Genomic DNA, 25,893 nt, shown 5'->3' with positions numbered 1-25,893 from the left:
CGGTTATCGGGGGTCGGTAATGCGCCGAGACGCCGAGTCGTTCAGCTCGTTCTGGCGAGAGTGGCATAAGCACTCACGAAAGCTCGAGCCCTTTTGCCGACTACGCTCTCCGTATCGCCTGGGCGGTAAAGCGCCGATCCAAGGCCGAAACCGCCGGCGCCTGCCTCCCACCACGGGCCCAATCCGTCCGACGTGATTCCGCCGACCGGGAGAACGCGCATTTCGGCTGGAAGAACCGCACGCATCGCTCTCAGCACTGCGGGCGAAGCAGCCTCCGCCGGAAAGAGTTTCAAAGCTGTGGCGCCCGCCCCGATCGCTGTGAAAGCTTCGGTGGGGGTGGAAACCCCCGGCAGCGCCACGAGGCCTCGGGAGACTGCTGCCGCGATCACGTCTTTGTCGGTGTTGGGTGAGATGACGAGCTGTCCACCCGCTCCGGCGACCGCAGAGACGTCTTCTGCCCTCAGAACCGTGCCCGCGCCGACTACAGCGCGTGCTCCCGCGGCGGACGACAGGCGGGAAATGCTTTCGAACGGACGCGGCGAATTGAGTGGGACCTCGATGATGGAGAAGCCAGCTTCGATCAGAACCTCGCCGATCGCGACAACCTCTTCGGGCCTCACCCCGCGCAGGATGGCTATCAGGGGGCAGCGGTCCATCGCGTCGTCAAATCGCGAAATGAAATTCACGTGAGTTCATCCCTGATAGCGACAATGCCAGCGACGAAAGCGGATTGGCTATCTATCATCGTGGCGGTGCCGCCCTGCGCCGTAATGGCGCTGCAATAGAGCCTGCCGAGTTCGGGTCCGGCAAGTACGATAACAGGAAGATCGCCGATCTCCGTCATGCGATGGGCAACCTCGTTTCCGATCAACAAACCACTCGCAAACGCGGCGGAATTGCCAGTTTCGCTCGTCCCGAGAATATTCCCTGCGCGGATTGAGAAAAGGGTTGCCGCAAGATCACCATTTATTCCAGCGTTCACACCCTCAAGGTAGGCGACGCCGCATTCGATCTGTCCATCAAGTAGGGGGGCCAGGAGGCTGTGCCGACGCAGCAAACCGAAAAGTTCTCCCGTCATTGCAGTCGTAAATCGCTCTATTCGACCGCCTTCCATCCAAACCCATTTGCTATGCGTGCCTGGCTGGACCAACACGGCACGTGGCGCCGCAAGCCCCGTTTTCACAGCTCCAAGCAACTGAACCTCCTCGCCCCGCATTACATCGTTCGCGGTGCGAACCCCCGGCACGATGGCCGTCCTTTCGTCTATCCACGAAAGCCCGCTTGCCAGATCTGCGATATTCGCCGGCGCGGAAACGTAAGGAATATGCCGCCAGCCAATATTTGCCCCCACCATGCCTGCCAAAAGCATCGGGAGATCACCGAAGTCGGTCCGCATTGCGGCCACGGTGCTTTCGAAATCCGTGACCGAGGTTACTCCCCGGTCGTCGCGTTCGGTGCGGCGGACAGTCCCCTCCTCGATGAGGTAAACGCGGCGATTGGTGGTTCCCCAATCGACCGCCAGGAATGGGCCCGCGAAGGTCACCACCAAACCGCATACAAGGCGATGAGTATTGCGATGACCACCACCCCCGCGATGTTGAAGCTTTTGGTGGTCGTGAAGGTCACGCCTTGCATAGTGATGCGATTGCTTCCTTCCTGCGCAGGGCGGACCAGCGAGACGATCACGGCAAGGAACAAGCTGATGAAGAACACGATCATCATCCGGTCAAGGAACGGCACCGCGTTCAACGCCGCAAGGCCACCCCAGTTGGCGGGATACCAGAACATCAGGCTGAGCAGGACCGATCCGATTGCGCCCACAAGCGCGCCGGCCTCCGTTGCCCCTTTCCAGAACATCCCGAGCAGGAATATCACGGTGATGCCCGGGGTGACGAAACCGGAGAACTCCTGGATATACTGAAAAGCTTGATCCAAGCTACCGAGCAGGGGACGAGCGGTAAGGATCGCCAGCAGGGTGGCGATCACCGCCGAAATGCGCCCCACGCGCACCAGCTTCCGTTCGGATGCCAGGCGGCCTTCATCGTCCTCGGCCCGCGTGTTAAGACCGCGTGCCTTGGCATAAATGTCGAGGGTGAAGATCGTCGCGATCGAATTGATCTTGGAGGCCATCGAGGCGATAATTGCCCCGACCAATGCCGCGAAGACGAGCCCCAGCAACCCAACGGGCAGCAATCCCATCATTGTAGGGTAGGCTTGATCCGGCTTGGCAAGCTCTGGAGCCAGCAGGACCGCCGCAATCCCAGGAAGCACAATAATGACCGGCATTAGCAGTTTGAGGAATGCGGCGAATACCATGCCTTTCTGCGCCTCAGGGAGACTCTTGGCGGCCAGCGCACGCTGAATTATGTACTGGTTGAAGCCCCAATAGCTAAGATTTGCAATCCACATCCCTCCGATCAGCACGCTGATGCCGGGCAGGTCCTTGTAAAAGGGGTTGTCGGGCGACAGTATCATGTCGAACTTCTCTGGAAGCTCCGTCGTCAGACGTGAAAACCCGCCAAGCACGCCGCGATCTCCGCCGATCTGTGCGAGCGTGAGATAGGAAATCACCAGCCCACCCATGACCAACAAAGTGACCTGTACGATATCCGTGAGAGCCACAGCCTTGAGGCCGCCACGCAGTTGATACACCAGCGCGAACACCCCGAGTGCGATCAAGGCAAGGTCTTGATCTACGCCGGCCACCTCGGTCACCGCGACGGACCCGAGCCAGAGGATCGAGGTAAGGTTCACGAAAATGTATAGCGCAAGCCAGAAGATGGCCATGACCGTACGGATGGTGGGTCCGAAGCGCTGTTCGAGGAACTGCGGCATCGTGTAAATTTCATTTCGGAGGAAAATCGGCAAAAACCACTTGCCGACGATCAGCAGTGTCAGTGCGGCCATCCATTCATATGATGCGATGGCAAGACCGATGGCGTATCCGGAGCCGGACATCCCCACGATCTGCTCGGCGGAAATGTTAGCGGCAATCAGAGATGCGCCGATAGCCCACCAAGGCAAAGCCTTCGACGCGAGGAAATAGTCGGAGGTGTCCTTCGCGTGTCCAGCTTTCTCGCGACTAACCCATTGAGCGAGAAAGAATATTCCGATCGCATAGGCAATGACTACGACGACATCAATGGTCGATAGGCTCGTCACGGCATTCCCCTCGGATCTGCGCTTGATGGCGCTTTGCATCGATTTATCTGATTAATGCGGCTTGTCTAGTTGCCGATTAGGAATATGATCGTTTTGGGACGGCGTCGGACCGGAAAGGTGCGCTACTTGCTTATCGAAGACATGACGAATCCCGCTTCCCGGCAGGCTCTAGGCCGAAACCTGACATACGGTCTGCTAGACAACCTGGGCCGCGCAATCGTCACCGGGCAGTTCGAGAAGCAACCGTTTCCGACTGAAGCCGAACTGGCAAAATATCATCAGGTCAGTCGCTCGGTGACACGGGAAGCAGTGAAGATGCTGACCGCCAAAGGGTTGCTCAGTGCTCGCCCGCGCCAGGGTACGATCGTCCAACCGACGGCCTCCTGGAACCTGTTCGATACAGATGTACTGCGCTGGCTGCTGGAACGACAATTCTCGGTCGAACTACTGAAGCACTTCAACCAGCTTCGGGTTGCCATAGAACCCGAAGCTGCGGCGTTGGCGGCGCGCTTCGGAGATGAAGAAGAACTGCAACGTATCTCGGATGGCCTCGACCGGATGGTCGCGGCGGAACAAGGGCTGGACGACACGCTTCAAGCCGACATCGCTTTTCACGTTGCGATCCTGCGTGCCTCTCGAAACCCCTTCTACGTTCAGTTTCGCGACGTGGTGGCCACGGCGCTGCGAACCTCCATCCGCTTCACCAACCGGGTGAAAGGCCGCAGCGCCAGCGTTTCGGATCATGCTGCGGTTCGCGATGCGATTATCGCCCGCAATGAGGATGCGGCTCGGGCAACCATGCGCAACCTGATCGGCGACGTTTTAGATCTGATCGACACCGCGAATCCCGAGTAGTCTTCCTGTCTCCTCTCGGATTAATCTCGGGCCAGGTTCTATTGTCAATTCAACCCATGAAGCGATTTGGCAGAAGTCCCCGACACCCAGGCTCGATTTCGAAGAGGGCTCCTCCGTATGGTTCTTCGACCCCCTCGCTAGCCGAGGTTACAAACATGCGATCGAGATCCGGCCCAGCGAACGCGCAGTTGGTGATCTGACTTGCGGGCAGCGCAATCGCGCGTTCACGCCGACCCGAACTGTCGAAGCGCGCCACGCACCCCGCGCCCCAGCAAGCGACCCAGAGGCCACCATCGGCATCGAATGTCATACCGTCGGGGTTGCCCCAATCTGACTCGAACTCAATATAGATTTGGCGTTCGCCCAAGGTCCCGTCATCGTTGATAGCGAAGCGAAAGATGGTCCGCGTGGCAGTATCCGTGTGAAGCAGAAAGGCGCCACCGCAGTCTATCGCAGGTCCGTTTGCTATCGTGTAGGGGCTGTCGACCTCGCAGACCGTTCCATCCGGGTCGATACGATAAAAGGCGCCGTTCGGAGTATCGCACGAAACCGGCATTGTACCCGCCCAAACGCGGCCGGTGCCATCGGCTTTGGCGTCGTTCAGGCGGTTGGCGGGCTTGCCGTGCTCAACCGTACATAAACGCTGGATATGATTCGACGGTAGGTCGAGAAAGACGGCATCTCGTCCAATTCCGGCCAGAAAGCCACCTTGTTCACGCTCGATGATCCAAGCGGTGTGATCGGGCTGGCCGAAGCTGTTTGTGTGGCCATCCTCGAAGGACAGACGATTGATCCTGCGATCAATGATATCCACCCAGTAGAGCGCGTTCTCCCGCACCGACCACAGGGGGCCCTCGCCGAGGCGATCGGTGCGGTCCCTTTGTACGACTCTCAATGGCTGTCTCGCGGAAGGCCGCGCGTCTGAGCGATGCGTTGATATGCCACTGCGAGCTCAATCACGGCGCCACCATCGAACTGTCCCGTGATATTGCGGTGGATTTCCTGCCATGGCGTCTGCGAGGCGGGCACGTAGGAAAGGTCGATTTCCAGCTCGGCGCGGCGTCGGGATAGCTCGTCGTCCGACACGAGCATGTCGGCGGTCCGCCGTCGCAGATCGATCCGGATCTTGTCGCCGGTCTGCAGCAAAGCAAGGCCGCCACCCACCGCGGCCTCCGGCGCGGCATTGAGGATGGACGGACTCCCGCTGGTCCCGGATTGCCGTCCATCTCCCAGGCACGGCAAGGCATGCACGCCCGCCATGATCTGAGCCGTGGGCGGACGCATGTTCACCACTTCAGCTCCACCTGGGTATCCGATGGGGCCGGCGCCGCGCATGACCAAGATCGAGGTTTCGCTCACTCCTAAAGATGGGTCGTCGATCCGCGCATGATAGTCCTCGGGCCCATCGAACACGATTGCGGTTCCTTCGAACGCTTCAGGGTCGTTGGGATTCGACAAATATCGATCGCGGAATTCGTCCGATATCACGCTCTTCTTCATCACCGCTCCGTCGAACAGATTGCCCATAAGAACAGTAAGCCCGGCGGCATCTTGTAACGGGTCGTCGAGTGGACGAATGACGTCGGCATTGCTTGCCGCGGCGCTGCCGACGTTCTCGGACAGCGTTCGACCATTTGCGCCGACCGTTTCCCCATCCAGCAAGCCCGCGCGCAGCATTTGGCCCATCACGGCAGGCACACCTCCGGCGCGATAGAAATCTTCCGCGAGGTACGTGCCTGCGGGTTGCAGATTGACGAGCAGAGGCACTTCACGACCATGCCGCTCCCAATCGTGGAGCGACAGGTCCACACCGATGTGGCGGGCAATCGCAATGAGGTGGATGGGCGCGTTCGTTGACCCCCCGATCGCGCTGTTGACCCGGACCGCGTTGAGAAAGGCTTCCCGCGTCATGATGTCGCTCGGTTTGCGGTCGGCCCGGACCATCTCCACGATTTGCACGCCGGTCAGATATGCATTTTCCTGCCGGTCACGGTATGGGGCAGGTATCGCCGCGGATCCGGGTAGCGACATGCCCAGGGCTTCGCAGAGCGAATTCATGGTCGTCGCGGTGCCCATCGTGTTGCACCATCCCGTCGACGGCGCAGACGATGCGACAAGTTCAATAAAACCCTTATAGTCGATCTGGCCGGCGGCGAGCATCTCTCGCGCTTTCCAAACAATCGTTCCCGATCCGGTGCGCTCGCCGTTGAACCATCCGTTCAGCATGGGGCCGACCGAAAGCGCGATGGCGGGAATATTGACCGTCGCCGCCGCCATCAGGCACGCTGGCGTCGTCTTGTCGCAACCGATCGTCAGGACCACACCGTCCATGGGGTATCCGTAAATCGTTTCGACGAGGCTTAGATACGCGAGGTCGCGATCAAGCCCGGCTGTCGGACGCTTGCCGGTTTCCTGGATGGGATGCGCAGGAAACTCGATGGCTATCCCGCCAGCGTCCCGAATGCCCTCGCGAACCCGCTTCGCCAGTTCGAGATGATGGCGGTTGCAAGGGACGAGGTCACTGCCTGTCTGGGCGATCCCGATGATGGGCCTCCCCGATTGCAGTTCGCCAAGGCTGATGCCGTAGTTGAGGTACCGCTCTACGTAGAGCGCGGTCATGTCCGGGTTTTTCGGATTGTCGAACCACGCCCGCGAGCGCAGCGGCGGTGCACCTTCCCTTGTTTCGCTCACTTATCCCGTCCCTCTTTTGATACCCCATCCACCAAGCAATCCGCGAAAAGGTCTGGCTTGATATCGTCGAGAGCCGGCAATAGGAAACATATATATATTATAAAAGAGCAGACAGTGGACAGGATCAAGATTGGCCTGGTGGGCATCGGCAAGATCGCCCGGGATCAGCATTTGCCCGCTTTGCGCGGAAGTTCGGTCTTCGCCCTCGGCGCAACCACGAGTCACGAAGGGACGGTGGATGGTGTTCGAGATTGGCCTTCTCTCGCTTCACTCCTTGATGGGGACGAGGACATTGGCGCAGTCTCGTTCTGTACGCCTCCGATGGGACGATACGAGCAGGCCCTGGCAGCCATCCAGGCCAGTCGACATGTTATGCTCGAAAAACCCCCGGCGTTGACGGTTACGCAGGCTACGGCGCTCGAGAAGGTTGCAGCGGCCCGGGGCGTGACGCTTTTCGCTGCATGGCATTCACGCGAGGCAGCTCATGTCGCGACCGCTCGCGCTTGGTTGGCAAACAAGGCGATCCGCGCGGTCCGGATTACTTGGCGCGAGGATATCCGCCGGTGGCACCCCGGTCAGGACTGGATACTGTCCGAAGGTGGCTTCGGAGTGTTCGATCCCGGGATCAATGCGCTCTCGATAGCGACGCAAATCCTGCCGGCTCCGCTCGTGTTGATCGCAGCCGAGCTAGCCATCCCTGAAAACCGTGCCTGCCCAATCGCGGCAAAGCTCGCGATGAGTTCCGGAGGTGCTCGAGTCGATGCCGATTTCGATTTCCTCCAAGAGGGACCGCAGATTTGGGACATAGAAATCGACACCGACGCGGGAACGCTCCGTCTGCAGGAAGGGGGACGTATTGTTCAGTTGCCCCATTCGGACCCGCTCGTCGGAAACAACGGGGAATATGTGGCGCTTTATGAAGCCTTCGGTGCTCTTATCCGAAGCGGGGAAAGTGACGTCGATCTCCAGCCTTTGCAGCTTGTCACCGATGCACTGGCGATCGGCGAACGAAGTTCAATCGAACCCTTCCAATTTTGAGCAACCGCTTCGTGAAAGATTGCGGGATGGCTTAAGACAGGCCCTATTTGAAGTGCATCTCACCCTGTCGAAGCCAACGTTCGTGGCCAGTTTGCAAACTGGCCAACTGGTTGCTCCGCACCAGCGTTCCAGTTCCGTCACTCTACGGTAATACGGCGTTTAGCGAGATCGATGCAAAAGGTCCCACCCAGACCGTGGTAATTCGGCCAGGAAGTCCCTGCGGACGGCGAGGTGGTCGCAGGGGTCGCATCGGTCATACTGGTGAGCGTGCGCAAGCCGTTCGCGAAGCGGGAGGTCACCGATCGGCAGTGACCTCGCGGGCACGATAGGGTTCTCTGGCGAATCAGGTTGAAAGTCACCGGGAATGGCATTGCCGGTATGGGCGGTTTGAACCGGTTCAATATGCGCGGGACGGTCTTCCCATTTCGGCGCATGGATATTGCCGGCGAGCACCCGTCGATCATCTCCCCTCGGCATCCCGCGCGTGTCGTTCGGTAGCCACAGCTTGATCCGCGCCCTGTGCTTTTCCCAGCACCAGAAGAAATCGGCCATCCAAGTTTGGGCTTTGCCCAAGGAAAGTGGCTCAGATCTCGAAGAAGCCGCTACTTCCGTCTGGGGGACCGCGCGTTAGATCCGCGGCTTGCTAAGCTCTCGGCACCTGGCGCCGGTAGCTCAGAGCCTCGGCGATATGAATCCTTCCCACCCGTTCGGCATCGGCGAGATCGGCAATGGTCCGGGCGACCCGCAACATTCGTGTGTATCCTCGTGCGGACAAACGCATGGCATGTGCCGCTTGCATCAGAAGCGCGCTGCCTGCTTCGTCCGGCTTGGCGCAGTCTTCCAGAGCCGGTCCATCTAGTTCGGCATTGGTACGCGCCCCGCTCTTTTGCGCGCGGGCCGTTTGTCGCGCGCGGGCCGCTGCAACACGCGCCGCAACCTCCGCGCTGCCCTCGGAAGCCGGGGGCAAGGCAAGATCGGCGGCGCTGACCGGGTCGACTTCTACGTGAAGATCGATGCGGTCCAGCATGGGCCCCGATACCTTGCTCTGGTAATCTGCGGCACAGCGCGGTGCGCGGCTGCAGGCAAGCGACGGGTCCCCCAAATGCCCGCATCGGCAGGGATTCATCGCGGCAACCAGCTGGACGCGGGCCGGGAATGTCACATGCGCGTTGGCACGGGCGACATCGACCTTGCCTGTCTCGAGCGGTTGCCGCAGCGAATCGAGAACCGCGCGCTGAAATTCCGGCAACTCGTCCAGAAACAGGACGCCGAGATGGGCCAAGCTGACCTCCCCCGGCTTGACCTTCAAACCGCCCCCCGTGAGGGCGGCCATGCTTGCGCTGTGGTGCGGCGCGCGAAACGGGCGCGCCCTGCTGATGCGGCCTTCCTCCAGAAGTCCGGCCACCGATTTTACCATGCTGACCTCCAGCGCTTCCGCAGGAGTGAGTTCGGGCAGGATACCGGGAAGGCAACTCGCCAAGAGGCTTTTGCCCGCACCTGGCGGACCGATCAGCAGCAGATTATGGCTGCCAGCCGCTGCGATTTCGAGCGCCCGCTTGGCGGTTTCCTGTCCCTTGACCTGTCTGAGGTCCGGACCGGGCGGGATCGCCTCCACCTCGCCGGGCGCCTGATCGGGCAGTGTCTGCGTGCCCTTGAGATGGTTGAGAAGACTCGCGAGGTCCGGCGCCGCGATGACAGGAACCCCGCTGGCCCAGCGCGCTTCCGCCCCTTGGCCCCTCGGACAAATGAGCCAAGCCCCTTCGCCGCTGGCGAAAATTGCCGCCAGCAACACACCCGGTGAAGGGACTATCCGTGCATCCAGGGCAAGCTCGCCGACAGCGATGAACTCGGTCAGATGCTCCGCATCCGTAACCCCCATGGCGGCGAGCAGGGCCAGCGCGATGGGCAGATCGTAATGGCTGCCTTCCTTGGGCAGGTCGGCGGGCGACAGATTGATGGTAATACGCTTGGGCGGCAGCGCCAGGCCCATGGCGGCGAGAGCGGCCTGAACCCTTTCCCGGCTTTCACCCACCGCCTTGTCGGGTAAACCGACGATGCTGAAGCGGGGCAGGCCGGCGGCAATTTGACACTGGACTTCGACGCCGCGCGCCTCCAGGCCGAGATAGGCGACCGTCCTTACCAGCGCGACCATTACCACCCCCTGAAGTCCCTCGGGCTTTTCCATGGCGGAGGGATTGGAAGCTGTCGAGAGCCTGCAGGAGTGCTTGACGAATCTCGCGGGGCAAAGTATGCGCGCGCCCTTGAATTGAGCGGTCGCCGGATCGGCGGCCCTTTTTATTGGTGCATTCTCAAACGCACCGCCAGCTATTGTAAGGACGATCCGATGAAGCGGACTTTCCAGCCTTCGAACCTCGTGCGCCAGCGGCGCCACGGCTTTTTCGCCCGCAAGGCTACCCCGGGTGGCCGCAAGGTGCTGCGCGCCCGCCGTCGCCGCGGCCGCAAGAACCTCTGCGCATAAGTTGCCGGGCGCGCGCATAGCGCGTGCCATTTCCATGCGCGATGGCGCGCTTCGGATAGTCAGCAGTATTTGCGGGCTCCCTGTGGGAGCCCGTTTGCATGTCTGACACAGAAATGCACCAGCCCCTGTCGGTGATGAGCAAGCGGGCCCAATTCCTGGCGGCAAACCGCGGCCTGCGGGTGGCCCGGCCCGGTTTCGTTCTTCTGGCCCTGCCGAATGGCGGGCACGGCAAACGATATGGCATCACGGTCACGAAAAAGATCGGAAACGCGGTGGTGCGCAACCGCATGAAGCGGCGCTTCCGCGCTCTGTTGCGCGATGCGCTTCCTGAATCGGGTCTGCCCGATCACGATCATGTGCTCATCGGGCGCGAAGGCGGTGTGGAGCGCGATTTTTCGCTCCTTTCCCAGGAACTGGTCGCGGCACTGTCGCGCGCGGCATCGGGCAAGGGTGATCCGCCTCGCCGCAGTGGCAGATATCGCTGAAGATGAAATACCCCTTCATCTGGATTGCGCGCTTCTGGCAGCTCGGCCCCAGTCGGCTCATCCCGTCGACTTGTCGCTTCTACCCCAGCTGCAGCCATTACGCGATAGAGGCGCTGCAAAAATACGGCGCCGTGAAGGGTGGATGGCTGGCACTGAAACGTATAGGGCGGTGCAACCCCTGGGGTGGCTGCGGGCATGATCCGGTCCCTTGATCGGCTCAGTGTCTTGACATAGCAACACACCTCTCCAGATATCGAAACGAAAGACCCGCCTTGAACCAGCGCAATGTCCTTTTAGCCGTGGTGCTGTCCGCCGTGCTCCTGCTCGGATGGGACGCGCTGGTCGGTTATCTCTATCCGAACGCGCGCCAGCCGGTCGCAGAGAGCAAGGTCGATACGCCCGCAGAACAGGCCGGCATTGCGGACGCACCCGTCGCGCATACCCGGACGGGTGGTCTGGACGCCGCAGGACGGGCGGTGGAGAAGGCCGATCTGGCCACGGCACTGAAGAGCGGCAACCGCGTACCCATCGATGCGCCCCGCCTGGCGGGGTCCATCAACCTGGAAACGGGTGCGATCGACGATCTCGTTCTCAAGGACTATGACGAGACTGTCGAGAAGGATAGTCCGCCGGTGCGGCTCTTCTCGCCCGAGGGAACGATCGCCCAGGAATTCGCGGAGTTCGGATTCCTCGCCAATGGAAACCGGTTGCCGGCTGGCGGATGGCAGGCCGATGGGGCGAAGCTGACGCCCGAGAGTCCCGTGACACTGACGCGGCAGGGGCCGGGTGGGCTGACATACCGGATCACGTTCTCGATCGACGATGAATTCCTGATTACCGCCGATCAGACAGTACAAAATCCCACCGCCAACGCGTCGGTGGTTCAGGCTTATGCGTTGATCAACCGCACCGATCGCACCGCCAGCGAGGATCTGTGGATCGCCCATTCCGGGCCCATGGGCGTCTTCGGCGGCACGGCGAATTACGACTACGATTATTCCGACCTAGTCGAAGACGGACCTGCCACGCCGCAGGGCAGGGTGGGCTGGACCGGCTTCACCGACATTTACTGGCTGGCCGCCCTTGCCCCCGTAGACGGGTCGGGCGCCAGCGCTGGCTATAGATCGCTCGGCAATTCCCTGTTCCGCGCTGACCTGATGTATAGCCCGGTCACGCTTGCCCCCGGCACACAAATGTCGCGTGAGACGAAGCTGTTCGCAGGGGCCAAGGAAAGCCCCTTGCTGGACCGGTACGCAGAGCAGGGCATTACGGGCCTTGGCTTTGCAATCGACTGGGGCTGGTTCCGCTGGTTCGAAAAGCCGTTGCTCTGGCTGCTGCGCGAACTCTTTCATCTCACGAGCAATTTTGGTGTCGCGATCATCTGTCTGACGGTGATCGTTCGCGCTGCGCTTTTTCCGATCGCGCAAAAGGGCTTTACCAGCATGGCTTCGATGAAAGCCATCCAGCCGAAAATGAAAGAGCTTCAGGCCAAGTATAAGGACGACAAGGTCAAGCAGCAGCAGGAAATGCAGAAGCTCTTCCAGCAGGAGGGCGTCAATCCGCTGGCCGGCTGTTTGCCTTTGCTGTTGCAGATGCCGATCCTGTTTGCGCTTTATAAGGTGTTCGTGCTCGGCATCGAAATGCGTCACGAACCCTTCGTACTCTGGATCAAGGATCTCAGCGCGCCGGATCCGGCCACCATCCTGAACCTCTTCGGTCTTTTGCCGTTCCAGCCGCCGGGCTTCCTTGCGATCGGTGTCCTCGCTCTCCTGCTCGGTTTCACCATGTGGCTGACCTTCAAACTGAACCCGGCTCCTGCCGACCCGATTCAGCAGCAGATGTTCTCTATAATGCCATGGGTGCTGATGTTCGTGATGGCGCCCTTCGCAGCGGGCCTGCTGCTGTACTGGACCACGAGCAATATCCTCACGCTGGCACAGCAGAAATATCTCTACTCCAAGCACCCCGGCATGCGTCAGGCGGTCGAGGCCGAGCGCGCGGCTGCCAAGGCGGCCACGCATTGACCGGCGATCCGGAGCCAGCAGAACTAGCCGAACTGGCGCGGCACGCCAGCAAGCTGTTCTCCGGTCGGGTGGAGTTTCTGCTCTCCGCCCCGGCGCTCAAGTTCCTGCCGGAACCGACGGTGCCGGAAATCGCGTTCTGCGGGCGTTCCAACGTCGGCAAAAGCTCTCTTCTCAATGCACTTACCGGGCGTCGGTCGATCGCGCGTGCTTCAGTCACGCCCGGCCGAACCCAGGAACTCAACTTCTTCGAGGTTGGCGCGCCCACGCAGTTCCGCCTGGTCGACATGCCCGGATACGGCTTTGCAAAGGCCCCGGTGAAGGTCGTCGAAAAATGGAAATCGCTGGTCCGCACCTATCTTCGCGGCCGGCCCGTGCTGGCGAGAACCTTGGTCCTGGTTGATTCCCGCCACGGCCTGAAGGACGTCGACCGCGAAATGATGAAGATGCTCGATGAGGCGGCGGTGGGTTATCGCGTGGTGCTGACTAAGGCAGACAAGCTGAAGGCAAGCGAGCTCGAAGCGACAATTGCCCGGACCGAGGAAGAGGCGCGCAAGCATGTCGCGGCCTTCCCGCAACTTCATGTAACCAGCGCCGAAAAAGGGCTGGGAATCCCCGAACTGCGGGCTGCGGTCCTTGCGGATGCAGCTATCTGACAACGGCAACCCGCCCGGTGCGATCTTCACCGGGCGGGCCCCTTGCTGCCCCCTCGCAGCAGCGCGGACCCCAAGCGGCCCGCGCGAGACGGATCAGGCGAAGCTGATCGTATTCTTGCGGCGCGTGCGCAAAGTGCCGCCGACCACTCCGAAGCCGAGGATCAACATGCTCCAGGTCGCAGGCTCCGGCACCGCGGCGATGAAGACCTGACGCTGGTTGCTGATCGGATTGATCGCTTCCAGCGTCCGGAGGCGATTACCCGCTGGGATGGTCGCCGTCGGCAGACTGTCGAGATACCCTTGCGCCAGCACGAGCGCGCTGGGGTTCGACGCGGTCCCATCCTTCACCGAACCATAGTTCGACGCGACCTGGAAGGCCCCTGCGCCCAGGGAGTAGGCAGACCCGCTCGCCTCGTTCACGATTTCCCATGCCGCCAACTGGATAGCTGCCGAAATGCGCTTCTTCTTGGTCAGGTTCGATTGGGCGTCGATATATCCGGCGGTGGATAGGAGGAGCCTGTAAAGATCAGCCTGCTTCGCCTGATCGAGAAGCGACAGCGACCCGATCTCGAATGTGGCGTTGGCGCTGCTGAGACGATTGAAAATATCGATGCAATAGGAATCGAAGGTCACTGCGGACATCGCGGAATTGTCATAACCCGTCAGCCGGTTCCGGCCCGCATAGACGTTGAGGCTGGTGGTCGTGGCCTTGCCGCCCAGACCGCCCGGCGTGTAAATGATCTTGGACGTCAGCCACCCGGGGTTTCCTGCTTGACCGGTAATGGTGACCGACGCTTCGGCTGCCGTCGTCAGCGATATGGCCGCGGTGAACAGTGCGGCGAAAACAGACTTGCGCATTATCAGGGACCCTTCATCCAACCCGAGTGGGCGACTCGCCCTGCTCATGTGTGAAAGGTCACAGCTTTCTGATTTTTCGACAATTGCGGAGCGTGGCCCGTCCCTTAATCGAACAGATCGCTAACGATGTGTTCACTTTTTCCGAGACTATTTGGCGAAGAGCATTGCAGGATCGCCGAACGCCTTGATCTCCAGGGCGTTTCCGCTGGGATCCCGAAAGAACATCGTCGCCTGTTCGCCGGGCTTTCCTTTAAATCGCACCGTAGGTTCGATGGTGAATTTGACCCCCTCTTCTCTCAGCCTTTCGGCCAGGGCCTCCCAATCCGCCATGGGCAGAACGACACCGAAATGAGGGACCGGAACATCGTGTCCGTCCACGGGATTGCTCGCGCGGTCCCCTGCGTCGGGTGCCAGATGCGTGACGATCTGATGGCCGAAGAAATCGAAGTCGATCCACTCCTCGCTGCTCCGGCCTTCGGGGCAGCCCATCGTCCCGCCATAGAACGCCCGCGCGGCGACCAGATCGTTGACGGGAAATGCGAGGTGGAAAGGGGGGCGATCCATGAAATGGTGGTATCATCAGTCACGGCAGACGCACAGAGTTTCCGGCATCTCCCTGGATAGCATCGACAGCATGGTGCAGACCCCCTACCAGCTCTGGCGAGCGGAGGTGGACGCATGAAGTTGATCATCGGTAACAAGAACTATTCGAGCTGGTCGTTGCGGGGGTGGCTGGCCGCCAAGCAATCGGGACTGGCGTTCGACGAGATCACGGTGCCGATGTATTCCGACGAATGGGAGGTCGCAAAGCGCGAGGAAGAGGGCATCCAGCCATCCAGCGGGAAGGTGCCGATCCTGTGGGACGAAGAGGTCGTGGTGTGGGACAGTCTCGCAATTCTGGAATATCTGTCGGACAAGGTCGGCCGCGAACGGTTCTGGCCGAAGGACGATGCGCCCCGCGCGATGGCCAGGGCGATGGTGGCGGAGATGCACAGTTCCTATCAGGCGCTGCGCGCAGAATGTCCCATGAACGTGCGCCGCCGTTTTGAGGGATTTGCCCCTTCGGATGCGGCCAAGGGGGATATCGTGCGCATTCTGGGCCTGTGGGCGGAAGCGCGTGCTCGGTTCGGGGGCGGCGGCCCTTTCCTTTACGGCACGTTCGGAGCAGCCGACATATTCTATGCGCCGGTGGTCAGCCGGTTCATAAGTTACCAGATACCGGTGCCCGGCTTCGCGCACGCTTATATGGGAGCGGTGTGGGAACACGAATGGCTGCGGCAATGGGTCGCCGCGTCGGAGAATGAAGAGTGGGTCATCGAACAATACGAGGCGCAGCACGCCTGATTTCGGCTCTGCTGCTGGCATTGTGCCCCGGTCCGCTGCTGGCCTGGGGCTTTTACGCGCATACGGTCACGGGCGAGATCGCGGCGGCCAATATCGCGCCGTCGACCCGCGCGGCTATCGCGCGTCTTTATGCGGCAGAACCGCTGCTGGGCACTCCCGATTGCCCGCTGGACAACCTCGAACAGGCGGCCGTCTGGCCCGACTGCATCCGGCGCGACTACAATCGGTGGGGCTATACCGCCGCCTGGCACTATCAGACCGAACCGATCACGGAGCCTTACGATGTTCGCAAGAATTGCTCCGGAGGCAATTGCGTCAGTGCGCAGATTGCACGCAATCAACGCCTGTTGGCCGATGAAAGCCTCCCCGCCAATGTCCGCCTGGAAGCCCTGAGCTTTCTCGTCCATTTCGTGGGCGACATCCACATGCCGCTCCATTCGGGCGACCTGGAGGATCGCGGCGGCAATGATCGCACCGTCGCTTATGGCATCGTGCCCGGCCTCAACCTGCACTGGATCTGGGACGGCCCCCTGGCGGAGCGCGCCATTTCAGAAGACCCACCGGTGGTGCGCCGCTATTCGCCTGCCGAACGCGAAGCCCTGGCCGGCGGCGAGATCGCGGACTGGGGGCGGGAAAGCTGGCAGTTGGCCAGGCAGGAGGCCTATCCGCTCGCCTTCGGCTGCGATCCCTGCGACGGGAGCGTTCCCAAGGACGGCACGCTGAGCCAGGAAGCCATCGCCGAAGGCGTGCCTTTTGCGCGGCGCAGGGTCGTGCAGGCTGGCCTGCGCATTGCGCGTCTGCTGGACGAGGCCATGCGCCCCGGTCCTTTGCCGGAGTGCGCTCGCTAGAAGCCGGAGCCGTCCTTGCGGTGGAATCCGCGTCCGTTCGAAAGGTGCATGTCGATAACGGGGTAATGGCAATCCCGGACCTTGTCCGCGAATTCGGGCGGATAGCCGGTCGCATTGGTGCGGGGGATGGCTTCGAGGTCGAGCTTGGGCATGGCGAACACTCCTGCTAGCGCATGATGGATGGCCGAAGTTGTCGATCTCGCCAAGCGGCTGATGGCCGCGCCCAGCGTTACCCCCGCTCGGGGTAGCGTGTTCGACGCGTTCGCCGAAGCTCTCACCGGGATCGGCTTTACGGTCGAGCGTTTCATGGATGGGACCGGCGACGATATTGTCGAGAATTGCCTGGCGGTAAGACGCGGGCCGCCGGGGTCGCGTCATTTCGCCTTCGCCGGCCATCTCGACGTAGTGCCCCCGGGTGATGGGTGGGCGAGCGGCGCTTTCGAACCCGAGGTGCGGGGCGGGCTGCTCTACGGGCGTGGTGCGGTGGACATGAAGGGCGCGATCGCCGCCATGATGGCGGCTGCGGGGGAGATCCCCCAGGAGGCCGGCACCGTGAGCTTCATCATCACGGGGGACGAGGAGGGGCCTGCGCTGCATGGTACCCGCGCATTGATCGAGCACATGGCGTCGCGCGGCCTGCAACCCGATCTTTGCCTCGTGGGCGAACCCACCAGCGTGAACCGGCTCGGCGACATGATGAAGATCGGGCGCCGCGGCTCGGTCAATATCTGGCTGAGCGTCGAAGGTTCGCAAGGCCATGTCGCCTACCCGCATCTTGCCGAAAATCCGATCCCGAAACTGGTCGCGATGCTGGCCGAGCTGGAAGCCTTGGTGCTCGATGAAGGCACCGACTGGTTTCAGCCCAGCAATCTGGAGATCACCGATCTCCATGTGGGCAATCCCGCCCACAATGTCATTCCGGCGCGGGCGGAGGCGCGCATATCCATTCGGTTCAATGATTTGCACAGCGGCGCTTCATTTTCGCAAAAGATTGGCGAGATAGCGGCGCGCCATGGCGGCATCGCCCGTCCGATCACCTCGGGCGAACCCTTTCTGACTCCTCCGGGCGCGTTTTCCGCAATGATCGCCGAGGCCGTACTGGCGGAAACCGGTATCGATCCCGAACCGTCCACCACCGGTGGCACTTCCGACGCGCGCTTCCTGCGCAGCGTGTGTCCGGTGATCGAATTCGGCCTGGTCAACGCAACGATGCACAAGTGCGACGAGGCTGTAGCAATCGACGACCTCTACACGCTAAGTAACATTTATCGTCGCATCGCCATAGCGGCGCTGGCGCAGCCTGGAGGTTAGACTTGCTCAAGCGTTGGTTCGCGATCCCCCTCTGGCAGCGCGTGATCGCTGCCCTGATTCTGGGCGTTATCACGGGGCTGCTTTGGGGCCCGGGAGCCCAGGCGATCAAGATCGTCGGCGATATCTTCATCGCCTTCATCAAGATGCTGGTCGTTCCGCTGATCTTCTTTAGCCTTGTCTCCGGCGTCGCGGCGATCGGCGACCTGCGCAAGCTTGGCGCGGTCGGCGGGCGCGCGATGCTTCTCTTCGTGGTGACGGGACAGATCGCGGTCTGGCTCGGCCTGCTGCTTGGTACGATCGTCCAGCCGGGAATCGGCGTGAACACCTCGGGTCTCGACCTGGGACCTACGCCCGCGCCTAACGATACGAGCTGGCGCGAGATGGTTCTGGGCATCGTGCCGCAAAGTCCCGTTCAGGTGATGGCCGACGTCAACGTGCTGCCGCTCATCGTGTTCAGCCTGCTTATCGGCGTGGGCATTCTGATGTCGGAAAAGGACGGATCGCCAGTCCAGAAGATATTCGATTCGGGTGCAGTCGTGATGCAGAACGTCACCATGGTGGTGATGGAACTCACACCCTTCGGCGTCTATGCGCTCATGGCTTGGGTCGCGGGGACGCTCGGCTTCGATGCGCTGACCGCATTGGCGAAGCTGGTCGGCCTCAATTACCTGGGATGCCTGCTGATCATCGGCCTTATGTATTCCGCCATGATCAAGTTTCTGGCCAAGCTGTCGCCGGTCGATTTCTTCCGCGGCATCGTGGATGCGATGGCTGTCAGCTATTCCACGGCCAGCTCCAATGCGACGCTGCCGGTGACGCTGCGCTGCGCGGAACGGAATCTGGGCGTTTCCAACTCGGTCGCCAGCTTCGTGATCGCGCTGGGTGCAACGATCAACATGAACGGCACCGCGATGTATCTGGGCCTTGCCACCCTGTTTGGCGCACAGGTCTTCGGAGTGGACCTGTCCTGGGCGCAGTATTTCCTGATTTCGATCCTGGCGACTTTGGGGGCTGTCGGTGCCGCCGGCATTCCGGGCGCGGGACTTATCATGATGGCTTTGGTTTTCGGGGCCGTGGGCGTTCCTCTGGAGACCATCGCCTTCGTGGCCGGCGTGGACCGCATCATGGATATGATGCGCACCACGACCAACGTCAGCGGCGATGCGGCGGTGGCGGTCACGGTCGCGAATATGACGGGCGAACTGGATCGGGCCGAATTGACCTCTGCGGATGACATCTAGGGTATTTTCTTTCGTCGCCTTGGCCGGCGGCTGCATCGGCCTCCTCGGCTGTGCTCAGGGCGGCGGCGGAGGCTCGGGCTGCGCGGGAACCGTGATCACGGTTCCGGCGGGAAGCAATGGGCAAGGAGCGACGGTGCCGCAGTTGATGGCACATGCTTCTGCCATGGGTCTCAACCAGCAAGACGCCGAGACGCTGATCTATCTCGAAGGTATTTCCCCGCAAGCCACCCTTGAACCGGGCCGCATCATCTGTCTCGACGGGAAGCCCGATTAACGGCCCTTCGGCTTTTCCAGCACCTTCTTCTTGAAACTGCACAGGTCGACCACCGTGCAGCGCCAACATTCGGGCGTTCTTGCCTTGCAGGTATAGCGGCCGTGCAGGATCAGCCAGTGATGGGCGCCCAAACGGAACGGGCCGGGCACGCGCTTTTCGAGCTTGGCTTCGACCTGTTCGGGCGTTTTACCCTTGGCAAGACCGGTTCGGTTGCCGACCCGCAGGATGTGCGTATCGACCGCGAAGGCCTCCTGGCCGAACCAGCAGTTGAGCACGACATTGGCAGTCTTGCGTCCCACGCCCGGCAGGCGGACGAGATCATCGCGCGTGTCCGGCACCTCGCTGCCGTATTCGTCGACCAGCAACTGGCTAAGCGCGATGACGTTCTTCGCCTTGGAATTGAACAGGCCGATCGTCTTGATGTGTTCCTTCAGGCCCTCCTCGCCCAGTGCGATCATCTGCTCCGGCGTCTCGACCTTTGCAAACAGCGCGCGGGTGGCCTTGTTGACCCCTACGTCGGTCGCCTGCGCCGACAGGGCTACCGCCACCACGAGCTGATAGGCGTTGCCGTATTCGAGCTCGGTTTCGGGCGACGGGTTGTCTTCCGCCAAACGACGGAAGAATTCGAAGATCTGATCCCTGGTCATGGTTTTGGATGGCTGGTCCGCTCGAGGGCTGCAAGCTTTTCAGCCACGGCTTCGTCGACCGCCTCGAGGCGATCGAGATGCGCGCGCATGTCCTCGATGCGCTGGTCGCAGCAAAGACCCTGCCGAGGGAGGTGGTCGGGTAGCGAGCGCGCGCCCTTATCCGGGCATTTCCGCCGCTGCATCAGAGTGACGGTCGTGATGAGGCGGTTGGCGAATGTGAGCCTGCCGTCCGGGTGGGCGCCGACGAAGAGCTGGTGATAGATCTGGCGGCAAGGGCTGTGCGAATGTCCCGCCATGCCGCTCTCAGAGTTCCAGGATATCCTGCATGGTATACCGTCCGGCCGGTTTGCCGACCAGCCACTCCGCCGCCTTCACGGCGCCGCGCGCGAAGATCGCGCGATCTTCCGCACTGTGAGACAGCGTTATTCGCTCCTGTTCGCCGGCGAATATCACACTGTGCTCTCCGGCAACCGTCCCTCCGCGCAGCGAAGCGAAGCCGATGTCGCCCTCCTTGCGGGCACCGGTATGCCCGTCGCGAGCGCGATCGGATGCGTCTTCGAGAGAGACGCCACGGCCGGCAGCGGCTGCCTCGCCCAGCAGCAAGGCGGTGCCACTCGGGGCATCGACCTTCATGCGGTGATGCATCTCGATGATCTCGATATCCCAGTCCGGACCAAGGCGGCTGGCCGCTTCCTTGACCAGGTGGGCGAGCAGCGTCACCCCAAGCGCCGTGTTCCCGGTCTGCAATACCGCCACGGCGTGCGCGGCATTGTCGATCGCCTGGTGGTGCCGCTCGGCAAGTCCGGTCGTGCCAATCACGATGGGTATACCCGCACCCACCGCGGCATGAAGATTGGCATCGAGAGCGGCGGGGGAGGAAAAATCTATCAGGACATCGCTGAGGTCGGCCATTCGGGCCGGGTCCCCGCCCTGATCCACGCCTCCCGAAAGGGTGTGCGTGCCTTCGGACAGCAGGTGGGCGATTGCCTGACCCATTCGCCCTTCGCTGCCGATGATTCCGATACTTGCCATTGCCCTCCCCGGTGCTGCCATGCTTCATGGCCTGCATGGCAGATTTGCGCAATATCGTGGTCCTCACCGGGGCGGGCGTATCCGCGGAAAGCGGGATCGATACCTTCCGTGGCGGCGGCGGGCTGTGGGAAAAACATCGGGTCGAGGACGTGGCGACGCCCGAAGCCTTTGCGCGCGATCCCGAACTGGTCTTGCGATTTTACGACATGCGGCGTGCGGCCATTCAGGAAAAGCAGCCCAACGCCTCGCACCATGCGCTGGCGCGCCTCGACCGCGAGTGGAAGGGGGGCTTGCTGATCGTCACGCAGAATGTCGACGATCTCCACGAAAGAGCCGGCGCCGAACGCGTGCTGCACATGCATGGCACCCATTTGAACGCGTGGTGCACCGCTTGCGATACCCGCTCGCCCTGGCGCGACACTCTTATCGACAGACCGCCCTGTCCCGAATGCGGCGAAACCGCGCTTCGGCCCGACGTGGTGTGGTTCGGGGAAATGCCCTACGACCTGGATAGAATTTACGATTCCCTGCGGGGCGCGGATATGTTCGTGTCGATCGGAACGTCGGGTGCCGTCTATCCCGCGGCAGGGTTCGTGCGCGATGCGGGCGCAATGGGCGTTCGGACTCTGGAGCTCAATCTGGAGCGGAGCCAGGGATCGGGCTGGTTCGACGAAAGCCGCCTCGGCCCGGCGACCGAGCTTGTCCCCAGATGGGTGGACGAGATCCTAGCCGCCTGATCCGCAGGCCCGGCAGGCAGGGTCTTTCCCTAGCCTGAAGGCTCGCATGGCCGGGGCCAGGCCATCCAGGGTGAAGATTTGCCCCCAGTGAGGGTTTCCCAGATCGCTGACGCCATTCAGAAGAGCCTTTATCGCGTGCAAGGCAGCGAAGGTGCCAACCCAACCCGCCATCGCACCCAGCATGCCATCCTCTGCGCAGCTATCGCAATCCTCGGCATCGAAAGCATCGCCCACGAAGCAGCGATAACATGGCTCGCCGCTCAGATGGCCTCTGAAGGCACCTACCTGACCTTGAAATCTGCCGACGGCCGCGCTCAACAACGGTATGCGATGCGCAACGCAGGCGTCCGAGATAATGAGGCGCGTCGCGAAGGTGTCCGTGCCGTCCAGCACCAGATCCGCGCCCGTAATGGCTTCCGATACGCTATCGCCATCGACTCGGATCGCCTTGGGCTGCGCATCCAGCAAGGGGTCGAAGGCACGCACCCAGGCTGCCGCCAGTTCGGCCTTGGACCGGCCGACATCGCCATTTTCGTAAATGGTCTGCCGGTGCAGATTGCTGGCTTCGACCGTGCCATCGTCCACCAGCGTCAGCCGCCCGATTCCGGTCCCGGCGAGATAGGGCAGGGCAGGGGTGCCGATGCCGCCCAATCCGATGACGACGATATGCTTTTCCAGCAGCGCAGCCTGCCCGGATCCGCCGATTTCGGGGATGATGATTTGCCGGGCGAAACGGTCGAGACGGTCTGGGGCGAGAGCCATCTCCCGCCCCTAGCGTTCATCGGCGCCGCTGCGAACCCTCAGTTGCGTACTAGCGGCTTGTCCGCATCGCCCAGTATGATGAATGCCGCCCAATAGAACGGGTGAGACGTGTTCGCATCGTCCATCAGCGATTCCTGCGCTCCCGCCAGGGATTTGCCCAGCGCCTCGCCGGGCGTGATGTCGATCATGCCCTTGATCAGTCGCTTGGTCGCGTCGAAATCGTCCGGAACGGGCCAGTGACTCGCGACCACCGTGCGCGCCCCTGCGCCAACGAAAGCGCGTACCAGCCCGTCGAGCGCATAATTGCCCCCCGTCGATACGCCTGCCTCTCGTGTGGCCGAAACGGTTGCCATTCCCGCGGTATCGCAAGCGGACAGGATCACCAGATCGGCGTCGAGCTTCAAATCGAAAATTTCGCGGAAGCTGAGCAACCCGTCGGAGCCTTCTCCGCCGAACGAGGTCAGAAGGGCCGGGCGTGCAGGGCAACTCGGTTTGGGTGCCGTCACCAGCCCGTGGGTTGCGAAGTGAAGCACCCGGTAGTCGTCGAGCGTGGGATCCGACAGCAAGGCGGTGTCGGAAAACTGAGCGCCCGTTTCGACGCGGCTATTCCTGGCTCCGAATTCCTCCTCCGCGAAATAGAGTTCGTCAGACTTGATCGGATTCTGCCAGGTCGCCAGCGGCCAGTCGCAACTGTCGGCGACGGCGCCTGTCGGCCGGGACTGCGGAACGGCGTTGGTACCCAGCCCGAGGTAAGGGTTGCGGGCTTCGGAGGGCGCAATGTCCCGTATGTCCGTGAATCCCCGGGGACTGACCGCGATCGAGACCTCGCGTCCGCGGCCGAGCCAGTTGACGCCGCGATAATCGTAGGGATCCGCGTCTCTCGCCTTTTGACGGTCAAGATAGGCCTCGACGCCTTCCTGCGCGGTCACCAGCACCTGGGGCGGCAATTGCAACATGGCGCCATCGGGTTCGAAGATGAGATGCGTGGTTTTCTCCAGAGCTTCATCGACCGGGCCAAAGAGTGCAAGATACAGCTTGCGCGCACGCTCGACATCGAAGGGGTAAGTTACCTGCTGACCGTTTTCTTCGACGACGATGCTGTCGCGCAGCAGGGCGACCTCGTCGCTCAATGCCGTTTCACCCATCTCGATGCGGAAACTGCGTGCGTCATCCGGGGCGATCCACAGGCCGTAAAGGTCCGACCCAACCACCATCAGCTTGTAATAAGCCTCACCGGGCTTGAGCTTGCTCTGGAGCGCGGCGAGATCGAGGCTTTGCGGCGTGAGCGCCTTGTAGCGCGGAAATTCGGCGAGTTTCGATATCAGGGCGGTCTGATCTGCCTTCAGTGCGGCAAGCGTCTGGCGATCATTCTCCAGTTGCAGGACTTCGCGATCACTCGGGGCGGGAAGGTCGCCCAAGCGCGAAATCTCGGCCTCGGTGCGGGCAATCTCGCGCGTACGGTTCAGCGAAAGGCGGAACAGCGAGGATGCCTCGTCATTGCCTTCCGACATCTGTCGGGCCAGCACGGCCTGCGTTTGCGCCACGCCCGGCCTCTGCAACACCTGCGAGGCGCGAAACATGGCTGCGCTTGCCTGCGGCGATCCATCTGCCGCCAGCATTTCGAAATAGGGCGCCAGAAGTTCGCGCAGGGCAGGGCCGGAATCCTGGACGGATTCACTGCGCTCTACGACCTGACCATATAGCGCGCCCGCTTCGGCGGGCATCCCGGTGCGGGTCAGAAACGCGGCCTTTCGGGCCTCCGTCGCTAGCAAAGCCGGCGAATCGGGGAAGGCTTCCGCAATGACTGCAATCGCGGAATCATAGGCCGCCGTTGCTTCGCCGGAGTTCCCCTGAAGCTCCGCGATAAGCGCGCGCTCGAGGCTGATTTCCGAGCGGAGCCAGCGGGCCGATGTCACCCGTCCGCCACGCACGGCCGCGATGCGCCTGTCCGCCTCGTCGAGAAGCCTGTCGGCTTCAGGCAGGCGGCTTTGCTGCAGGGCCGCGATACCCGCGATGGCGCGGGCCTGCGCGTCGAGAAGCTCAGCCCGCTCGGCAAGCGACAAACCCGGCTGGATCCCGCCCAGTCGTTGCAGCGCCACGTTCTCGCGGTTGATCTGGACCGAAAGCGGGGCGTTGATCACGCCCTGACGCAGCTGTGCCTCGTCGAACGCGCCGCCGACCGGTGCCACCGGTTTTTCGAGCGCGTTGAGCGCCCCGTTGGGGTTGCGATCGTTCAGAGCGTCGATGGCGCGATAGTTCCGCAAGAGCCGTTGTCCGATGCCGTCGCTCTGCGCCACGGATTGTTCGGCCTGGTCGAACAAACGTCGTGAGGCAGTGAAATTGCCCAGGTTCGACTGCTGCAACCCCTGGTTGGCCAGCGCTTCGGCAAGGACGGCGGCGTTATCCCTGTTACGATCTGCAATGCTTTCGAAAAATTGGCCCGACTCAGCAAAACGGCCGCTGTTGTTGCGGACATAAGCTTCGTCACGTGCACCCAGAGGATCCAGGGCGCCGGCCTGCACCCGCGCGAAGGCTGCGGCATCCCCCGCCTCCGTTTGCGCGACCTGCACCGTACCCGGCATGGCCCGGTCGTTGACGACCGACGCGAGCGCAAGACGGAGCGCCGGATCATAACCTGCGAGGCCCTCGACCAGATAGGTAACACCGTCACGTTCGACCGCGTAGCGCCGATAGGCCACCCCGCCATCCTCGCAGGACAGCGTTGCCGCCATTCCGACCCCTTCGATCCGGTCCTCGCCTGCCGCTCCACACGATATTTCCGCCGACGCGATTGCGCTTGGCAACTGGCCGATCTGCACCGGGCGTCGGACCGCCACCAGCGTTCCGATCGCGGAAGCCGCGTCGCGACAGGTCAGCCGGTAGCTTCGGTCGAACATGTTTTTCAGGCGTCGGTCGCCGGGAGAATTCTGCGCGGTGCACAGGACGCCCGCATCGCCGATGCGGAAGCTGTTGCGGATCGAAAGGGGGGTGTCTTGCGCAAGCGCCGCATCGCAGGATGCGAAAGCCATCGCGCCGAGGGCGCAATGGGCGAGGAAAGAGCGCATCATTGGTCACCTCCTTGATCGCTCGAGAGCATAGGGCCGAGCAGTGCGGGATTGCCGCTTCCTGACACCGGGTCTGCGATGTCGGTGGGCGGATTCAGCGGCGCGGTATTGATAAGGGCGGGCGGCGGGGTGATCGGCGCGGCGTCCTCTGCGTCCGTGTCGCGATCGTTCTCGCCTTGGTCCTCATCTACCTCGAGTGGCGGTTCTTCCAGCTTGTCGTCGGTCAAGGCGGTCACTTCGCTCGCGATAGTTGCTGTTGCCATATCCGCTTCGTCGTCCACGTCCGCTGGAGGCGGCGGAGGCGGCGGAGGCGGCGGAGGCGGCGGAGGCGGCGGAGGCGGCGGCGGCGGCGGCGGAGGAGGAGGGGGGGGAGGAGGAGGAGGAGGA

29 protein-coding genes are annotated in these 25,893 nt (G+C 62.1%); 14 read left to right on the top strand and 15 right to left on the bottom strand.

The window, feature by feature from the left end:
* Window positions 1-41 precede the first annotated feature (41 nt).
* From ACFDTG_RS07050 to ACFDTG_RS07040, 3 genes are read right to left on the bottom strand one after another with little or no spacing between them, the layout of a single operon-like run.
* Entirely contained in the window at window positions 42-656 is a 615-nt protein-coding gene (locus ACFDTG_RS07050; RefSeq protein ID WP_375290313.1) for a 2-dehydro-3-deoxy-6-phosphogalactonate aldolase, read from the bottom strand.
* A 26-nt stretch (window positions 657-682) separates the two neighbouring features.
* Window positions 683-1,543: a 2-dehydro-3-deoxygalactonokinase gene (locus tag ACFDTG_RS07045; RefSeq protein WP_375290312.1), complete on the bottom strand. Its 861-nt coding sequence runs from the start codon at window positions 1,541-1,543 to the stop codon at window positions 683-685.
* Window positions 1,540-3,201, bottom strand: a complete 1,662-nt coding sequence (locus ACFDTG_RS07040) for a sodium/sugar symporter (protein ID WP_375290311.1) — start codon at window positions 3,199-3,201, stop codon at window positions 1,540-1,542. Before ACFDTG_RS07040 ends, ACFDTG_RS07045 begins: the two co-directional genes overlap by 4 nt.
* A 102-nt stretch (window positions 3,202-3,303) precedes the next feature.
* Between ACFDTG_RS07040 and ACFDTG_RS07035 the strand changes: the two genes are divergently transcribed.
* A complete protein-coding gene (locus ACFDTG_RS07035; RefSeq protein ID WP_375290310.1) occupies window positions 3,304-4,017 on the top strand; it encodes a FadR/GntR family transcriptional regulator in 714 nt (237 codons plus the stop codon).
* A 49-nt stretch (window positions 4,018-4,066) separates the two neighbouring features.
* On the opposite strand, the gene ACFDTG_RS07030 is transcribed toward ACFDTG_RS07035, so the two are convergent.
* Both ACFDTG_RS07030 and ACFDTG_RS07025 read right to left on the bottom strand, forming a co-directional pair.
* Window positions 4,067-4,912 (bottom strand): SMP-30/gluconolactonase/LRE family protein, encoded by an 846-nt coding sequence (locus ACFDTG_RS07030; RefSeq protein WP_375290309.1) that lies wholly within the window; start codon window positions 4,910-4,912, stop codon window positions 4,067-4,069.
* Window positions 4,909-6,708 carry an IlvD/Edd family dehydratase gene (locus tag ACFDTG_RS07025; protein ID WP_375290308.1) on the bottom strand — a complete coding sequence of 600 codons (1,800 nt, stop codon included), beginning with the start codon at window positions 6,706-6,708 and terminating at the stop codon, window positions 4,909-4,911. The genes ACFDTG_RS07030 and ACFDTG_RS07025 overlap by 4 nt, the downstream gene beginning before the upstream one ends.
* A 114-nt stretch (window positions 6,709-6,822) precedes the next feature.
* Between ACFDTG_RS07025 and ACFDTG_RS07020 the strand changes: the two genes are divergently transcribed.
* Window positions 6,823-7,746 (top strand): Gfo/Idh/MocA family protein, encoded by a 924-nt coding sequence (locus ACFDTG_RS07020; RefSeq protein WP_375290307.1) that lies wholly within the window; start codon window positions 6,823-6,825, stop codon window positions 7,744-7,746.
* Window positions 7,747-7,905: 159 nt separating this feature from the next.
* On the opposite strand, the gene ACFDTG_RS07015 is transcribed toward ACFDTG_RS07020, so the two are convergent.
* Both ACFDTG_RS07015 and ACFDTG_RS07010 read right to left on the bottom strand, forming a co-directional pair.
* Complete coding sequence (locus ACFDTG_RS07015; protein WP_375290306.1) at window positions 7,906-8,298, bottom strand: hypothetical protein; 393 nt, start codon at window positions 8,296-8,298, stop codon at window positions 7,906-7,908.
* Window positions 8,299-8,389: 91 nt separating this feature from the next.
* Window positions 8,390-9,898 (bottom strand): YifB family Mg chelatase-like AAA ATPase, encoded by a 1,509-nt coding sequence (locus tag ACFDTG_RS07010; RefSeq protein ID WP_375290331.1) that lies wholly within the window; start codon window positions 9,896-9,898, stop codon window positions 8,390-8,392.
* Window positions 9,899-10,090: 192 nt separating this feature from the next.
* Here ACFDTG_RS07010 and rpmH point away from each other — a divergent pair, with 192 nt between their 5' ends.
* The 5 genes from rpmH to yihA all read left to right on the top strand — a co-directional run bounded on the left by rpmH (window position 10,091) and on the right by yihA (window position 13,387).
* Entirely contained in the window at window positions 10,091-10,225 is a 135-nt protein-coding gene (gene rpmH, locus ACFDTG_RS07005; RefSeq protein ID WP_375290305.1) for a 50S ribosomal protein L34, read from the top strand.
* Window positions 10,226-10,323: 98 nt separating this feature from the next.
* Window positions 10,324-10,710 (top strand): ribonuclease P protein component, encoded by a 387-nt coding sequence (gene rnpA, locus ACFDTG_RS07000; RefSeq protein WP_375290304.1) that lies wholly within the window; start codon window positions 10,324-10,326, stop codon window positions 10,708-10,710.
* A gap of 2 nt (window positions 10,711-10,712) precedes the next feature.
* Window positions 10,713-10,922 carry a membrane protein insertion efficiency factor YidD gene (gene yidD / locus ACFDTG_RS06995; protein WP_375290303.1) on the top strand — a complete coding sequence of 70 codons (210 nt, stop codon included), beginning with the start codon at window positions 10,713-10,715 and terminating at the stop codon, window positions 10,920-10,922.
* 60 nt (window positions 10,923-10,982) lie between these two features.
* The gene (gene yidC, locus ACFDTG_RS06990) at window positions 10,983-12,734 is read left to right on the top strand and encodes a membrane protein insertase YidC (protein WP_375290302.1); all 1,752 of its coding nucleotides are present in this window, start codon (window positions 10,983-10,985) and stop codon (window positions 12,732-12,734) included.
* Entirely contained in the window at window positions 12,731-13,387 is a 657-nt protein-coding gene (gene yihA, locus ACFDTG_RS06985) for a ribosome biogenesis GTP-binding protein YihA/YsxC (RefSeq protein ID WP_375290301.1), read from the top strand. The genes yidC and yihA overlap by 4 nt, the downstream gene beginning before the upstream one ends.
* Before the next feature lie 93 nt (window positions 13,388-13,480).
* On the opposite strand, the gene ACFDTG_RS06980 is transcribed toward yihA, so the two are convergent.
* Together ACFDTG_RS06980 and ACFDTG_RS06975 are read right to left on the bottom strand one after the other, a co-directional pair.
* Window positions 13,481-14,245 (bottom strand): PEPxxWA-CTERM sorting domain-containing protein, encoded by a 765-nt coding sequence (locus ACFDTG_RS06980; RefSeq protein WP_375290300.1) that lies wholly within the window; start codon window positions 14,243-14,245, stop codon window positions 13,481-13,483.
* Window positions 14,246-14,392: 147 nt separating this feature from the next.
* A complete protein-coding gene (locus ACFDTG_RS06975) occupies window positions 14,393-14,809 on the bottom strand; it encodes a VOC family protein (RefSeq protein WP_375290299.1) in 417 nt (138 codons plus the stop codon).
* 114 nt (window positions 14,810-14,923) lie between these two features.
* Between ACFDTG_RS06975 and ACFDTG_RS06970 the strand changes: the two genes are divergently transcribed.
* Both ACFDTG_RS06970 and ACFDTG_RS06965 read left to right on the top strand, forming a co-directional pair.
* On the top strand, window positions 14,924-15,589 hold the full coding sequence (locus tag ACFDTG_RS06970; RefSeq protein WP_375290298.1) for a glutathione S-transferase family protein: 666 nt from the start codon (window positions 14,924-14,926) through the stop codon (window positions 15,587-15,589).
* Entirely contained in the window at window positions 15,553-16,437 is an 885-nt protein-coding gene (locus ACFDTG_RS06965; protein ID WP_375290297.1) for a S1/P1 nuclease, read from the top strand. The genes ACFDTG_RS06970 and ACFDTG_RS06965 overlap by 37 nt, the downstream gene beginning before the upstream one ends.
* Here ACFDTG_RS06965 and ACFDTG_RS06960 read toward each other — a convergent pair.
* On the bottom strand, window positions 16,434-16,589 hold the full coding sequence (locus ACFDTG_RS06960; RefSeq protein ID WP_375290296.1) for a hypothetical protein: 156 nt from the start codon (window positions 16,587-16,589) through the stop codon (window positions 16,434-16,436). The genes ACFDTG_RS06965 and ACFDTG_RS06960 overlap by 4 nt on opposite strands.
* A 28-nt stretch (window positions 16,590-16,617) precedes the next feature.
* Between ACFDTG_RS06960 and dapE the strand changes: the two genes are divergently transcribed.
* Genes dapE through ACFDTG_RS06945 form a run of 3 tightly spaced genes read left to right on the top strand, consistent with a single transcriptional unit; the run spans window position 16,618 to window position 19,263 of the window.
* Entirely contained in the window at window positions 16,618-17,748 is a 1,131-nt protein-coding gene (gene dapE, locus ACFDTG_RS06955; protein ID WP_375290295.1) for a succinyl-diaminopimelate desuccinylase, read from the top strand.
* A gap of 2 nt (window positions 17,749-17,750) precedes the next feature.
* Window positions 17,751-18,989 carry a dicarboxylate/amino acid:cation symporter gene (locus ACFDTG_RS06950; protein ID WP_375290294.1) on the top strand — a complete coding sequence of 413 codons (1,239 nt, stop codon included), beginning with the start codon at window positions 17,751-17,753 and terminating at the stop codon, window positions 18,987-18,989.
* Entirely contained in the window at window positions 18,979-19,263 is a 285-nt protein-coding gene (locus ACFDTG_RS06945; protein ID WP_375290293.1) for a hypothetical protein, read from the top strand. Before ACFDTG_RS06950 ends, ACFDTG_RS06945 begins: the two co-directional genes overlap by 11 nt.
* Here the strand turns inward: ACFDTG_RS06945 and nth are convergent.
* Window positions 19,260-19,910, bottom strand: a complete 651-nt coding sequence (gene nth / locus ACFDTG_RS06940; RefSeq protein WP_375290292.1) for an endonuclease III — start codon at window positions 19,908-19,910, stop codon at window positions 19,260-19,262. The genes ACFDTG_RS06945 and nth overlap by 4 nt on opposite strands.
* Before the next feature lie 8 nt (window positions 19,911-19,918).
* Here nth and ACFDTG_RS06935 point away from each other — a divergent pair, with 8 nt between their 5' ends.
* On the top strand, window positions 19,919-20,053 hold the full coding sequence (locus tag ACFDTG_RS06935) for a hypothetical protein (RefSeq protein WP_375290291.1): 135 nt from the start codon (window positions 19,919-19,921) through the stop codon (window positions 20,051-20,053).
* Window positions 20,054-20,213: 160 nt separating this feature from the next.
* Here the strand turns inward: ACFDTG_RS06935 and dapB are convergent, their stop codons facing one another.
* On the bottom strand, window positions 20,214-20,942 hold the full coding sequence (dapB, locus tag ACFDTG_RS06930; RefSeq protein WP_375290290.1) for a 4-hydroxy-tetrahydrodipicolinate reductase: 729 nt from the start codon (window positions 20,940-20,942) through the stop codon (window positions 20,214-20,216).
* Between the two features lie 35 nt (window positions 20,943-20,977).
* Between dapB and ACFDTG_RS06925 the strand changes: the two genes are divergently transcribed.
* Window positions 20,978-21,679, top strand: coding sequence for an NAD-dependent deacylase (locus ACFDTG_RS06925; RefSeq protein ID WP_375290288.1), 702 nt, complete (start codon window positions 20,978-20,980; stop codon window positions 21,677-21,679).
* Here the strand turns inward: ACFDTG_RS06925 and ACFDTG_RS06920 are convergent.
* Genes ACFDTG_RS06920 through ACFDTG_RS06910 form a run of 3 tightly spaced genes read right to left on the bottom strand, consistent with a single transcriptional unit; the run spans window position 21,668 to window position 25,769 of the window.
* On the bottom strand, window positions 21,668-22,441 hold the full coding sequence (locus tag ACFDTG_RS06920; RefSeq protein WP_375290287.1) for a ThiF family adenylyltransferase: 774 nt from the start codon (window positions 22,439-22,441) through the stop codon (window positions 21,668-21,670). The genes ACFDTG_RS06925 and ACFDTG_RS06920 overlap by 12 nt on opposite strands.
* Window positions 22,442-22,479: 38 nt before the next feature.
* Window positions 22,480-25,509, bottom strand: a complete 3,030-nt coding sequence (locus ACFDTG_RS06915; protein ID WP_375290286.1) for a CHAT domain-containing protein — start codon at window positions 25,507-25,509, stop codon at window positions 22,480-22,482.
* On the bottom strand, window positions 25,506-25,769 hold the full coding sequence (locus ACFDTG_RS06910; RefSeq protein ID WP_375290285.1) for a hypothetical protein: 264 nt from the start codon (window positions 25,767-25,769) through the stop codon (window positions 25,506-25,508). Before ACFDTG_RS06910 ends, ACFDTG_RS06915 begins: the two co-directional genes overlap by 4 nt.
* Window positions 25,770-25,893: the final 124 nt, after the last annotated feature.

This window comes from Qipengyuania sp., assembly GCF_042095715.1.
Classification (GTDB): Bacteria; Pseudomonadota; Alphaproteobacteria; order Sphingomonadales; family Sphingomonadaceae; genus Qipengyuania.
This window is presented reverse-complemented; position numbering and strand designations above follow the sequence as displayed.

What these genes read in the sequence shown, in the direction of transcription:
- ACFDTG_RS07050 (WP_375290313.1), bottom strand. Translation starts at nt 656, where the DNA reads ATGGACCGCTGCCCCCTGATAGCCATCCTGCGCGGGGTGAGGCCCGAA.
- ACFDTG_RS07040 (WP_375290311.1), bottom strand. Translation starts at nt 3,201, where the DNA reads ATGCAAAGCGCCATCAAGCGCAGATCCGAGGGGAATGCCGTGACGAGC.
- ACFDTG_RS07035 (WP_375290310.1), top strand. Translation starts at nt 3,304, where the DNA reads ATGACGAATCCCGCTTCCCGGCAGGCTCTAGGCCGAAACCTGACATAC.
- ACFDTG_RS07015 (WP_375290306.1), bottom strand. Translation starts at nt 8,298, where the DNA reads ATGGCCGATTTCTTCTGGTGCTGGGAAAAGCACAGGGCGCGGATCAAG.
- ACFDTG_RS07010 (WP_375290331.1), bottom strand. Translation starts at nt 9,898, where the DNA reads ATGGTCGCGCTGGTAAGGACGGTCGCCTATCTCGGCCTGGAGGCGCGC.
- rpmH (WP_375290305.1), top strand. Translation starts at nt 10,091, where the DNA reads ATGAAGCGGACTTTCCAGCCTTCGAACCTCGTGCGCCAGCGGCGCCAC.
- rnpA (WP_375290304.1), top strand. Translation starts at nt 10,324, where the DNA reads ATGTCTGACACAGAAATGCACCAGCCCCTGTCGGTGATGAGCAAGCGG.
- yidD (WP_375290303.1), top strand. Translation starts at nt 10,713, where the DNA reads ATGAAATACCCCTTCATCTGGATTGCGCGCTTCTGGCAGCTCGGCCCC.
- ACFDTG_RS06980 (WP_375290300.1), bottom strand. Translation starts at nt 14,245, where the DNA reads ATGCGCAAGTCTGTTTTCGCCGCACTGTTCACCGCGGCCATATCGCTG.
- ACFDTG_RS06975 (WP_375290299.1), bottom strand. Translation starts at nt 14,809, where the DNA reads ATGGATCGCCCCCCTTTCCACCTCGCATTTCCCGTCAACGATCTGGTC.
- ACFDTG_RS06970 (WP_375290298.1), top strand. Translation starts at nt 14,924, where the DNA reads ATGAAGTTGATCATCGGTAACAAGAACTATTCGAGCTGGTCGTTGCGG.
- ACFDTG_RS06960 (WP_375290296.1), bottom strand. Translation starts at nt 16,589, where the DNA reads ATGCCCAAGCTCGACCTCGAAGCCATCCCCCGCACCAATGCGACCGGC.
- dapE (WP_375290295.1), top strand. Translation starts at nt 16,618, where the DNA reads ATGGCCGAAGTTGTCGATCTCGCCAAGCGGCTGATGGCCGCGCCCAGC.
- ACFDTG_RS06945 (WP_375290293.1), top strand. Translation starts at nt 18,979, where the DNA reads ATGACATCTAGGGTATTTTCTTTCGTCGCCTTGGCCGGCGGCTGCATC.
- nth (WP_375290292.1), bottom strand. Translation starts at nt 19,910, where the DNA reads ATGACCAGGGATCAGATCTTCGAATTCTTCCGTCGTTTGGCGGAAGAC.
- ACFDTG_RS06935 (WP_375290291.1), top strand. Translation starts at nt 19,919, where the DNA reads ATGGCTGGTCCGCTCGAGGGCTGCAAGCTTTTCAGCCACGGCTTCGTC.
- dapB (WP_375290290.1), bottom strand. Translation starts at nt 20,942, where the DNA reads ATGGCAAGTATCGGAATCATCGGCAGCGAAGGGCGAATGGGTCAGGCA.
- ACFDTG_RS06925 (WP_375290288.1), top strand. Translation starts at nt 20,978, where the DNA reads ATGGCAGATTTGCGCAATATCGTGGTCCTCACCGGGGCGGGCGTATCC.
- ACFDTG_RS06920 (WP_375290287.1), bottom strand. Translation starts at nt 22,441, where the DNA reads ATGGCTCTCGCCCCAGACCGTCTCGACCGTTTCGCCCGGCAAATCATC.
- ACFDTG_RS06915 (WP_375290286.1), bottom strand. Translation starts at nt 25,509, where the DNA reads ATGATGCGCTCTTTCCTCGCCCATTGCGCCCTCGGCGCGATGGCTTTC.
- ACFDTG_RS06910 (WP_375290285.1), bottom strand. Translation starts at nt 25,769, where the DNA reads ATGGCAACAGCAACTATCGCGAGCGAAGTGACCGCCTTGACCGACGAC.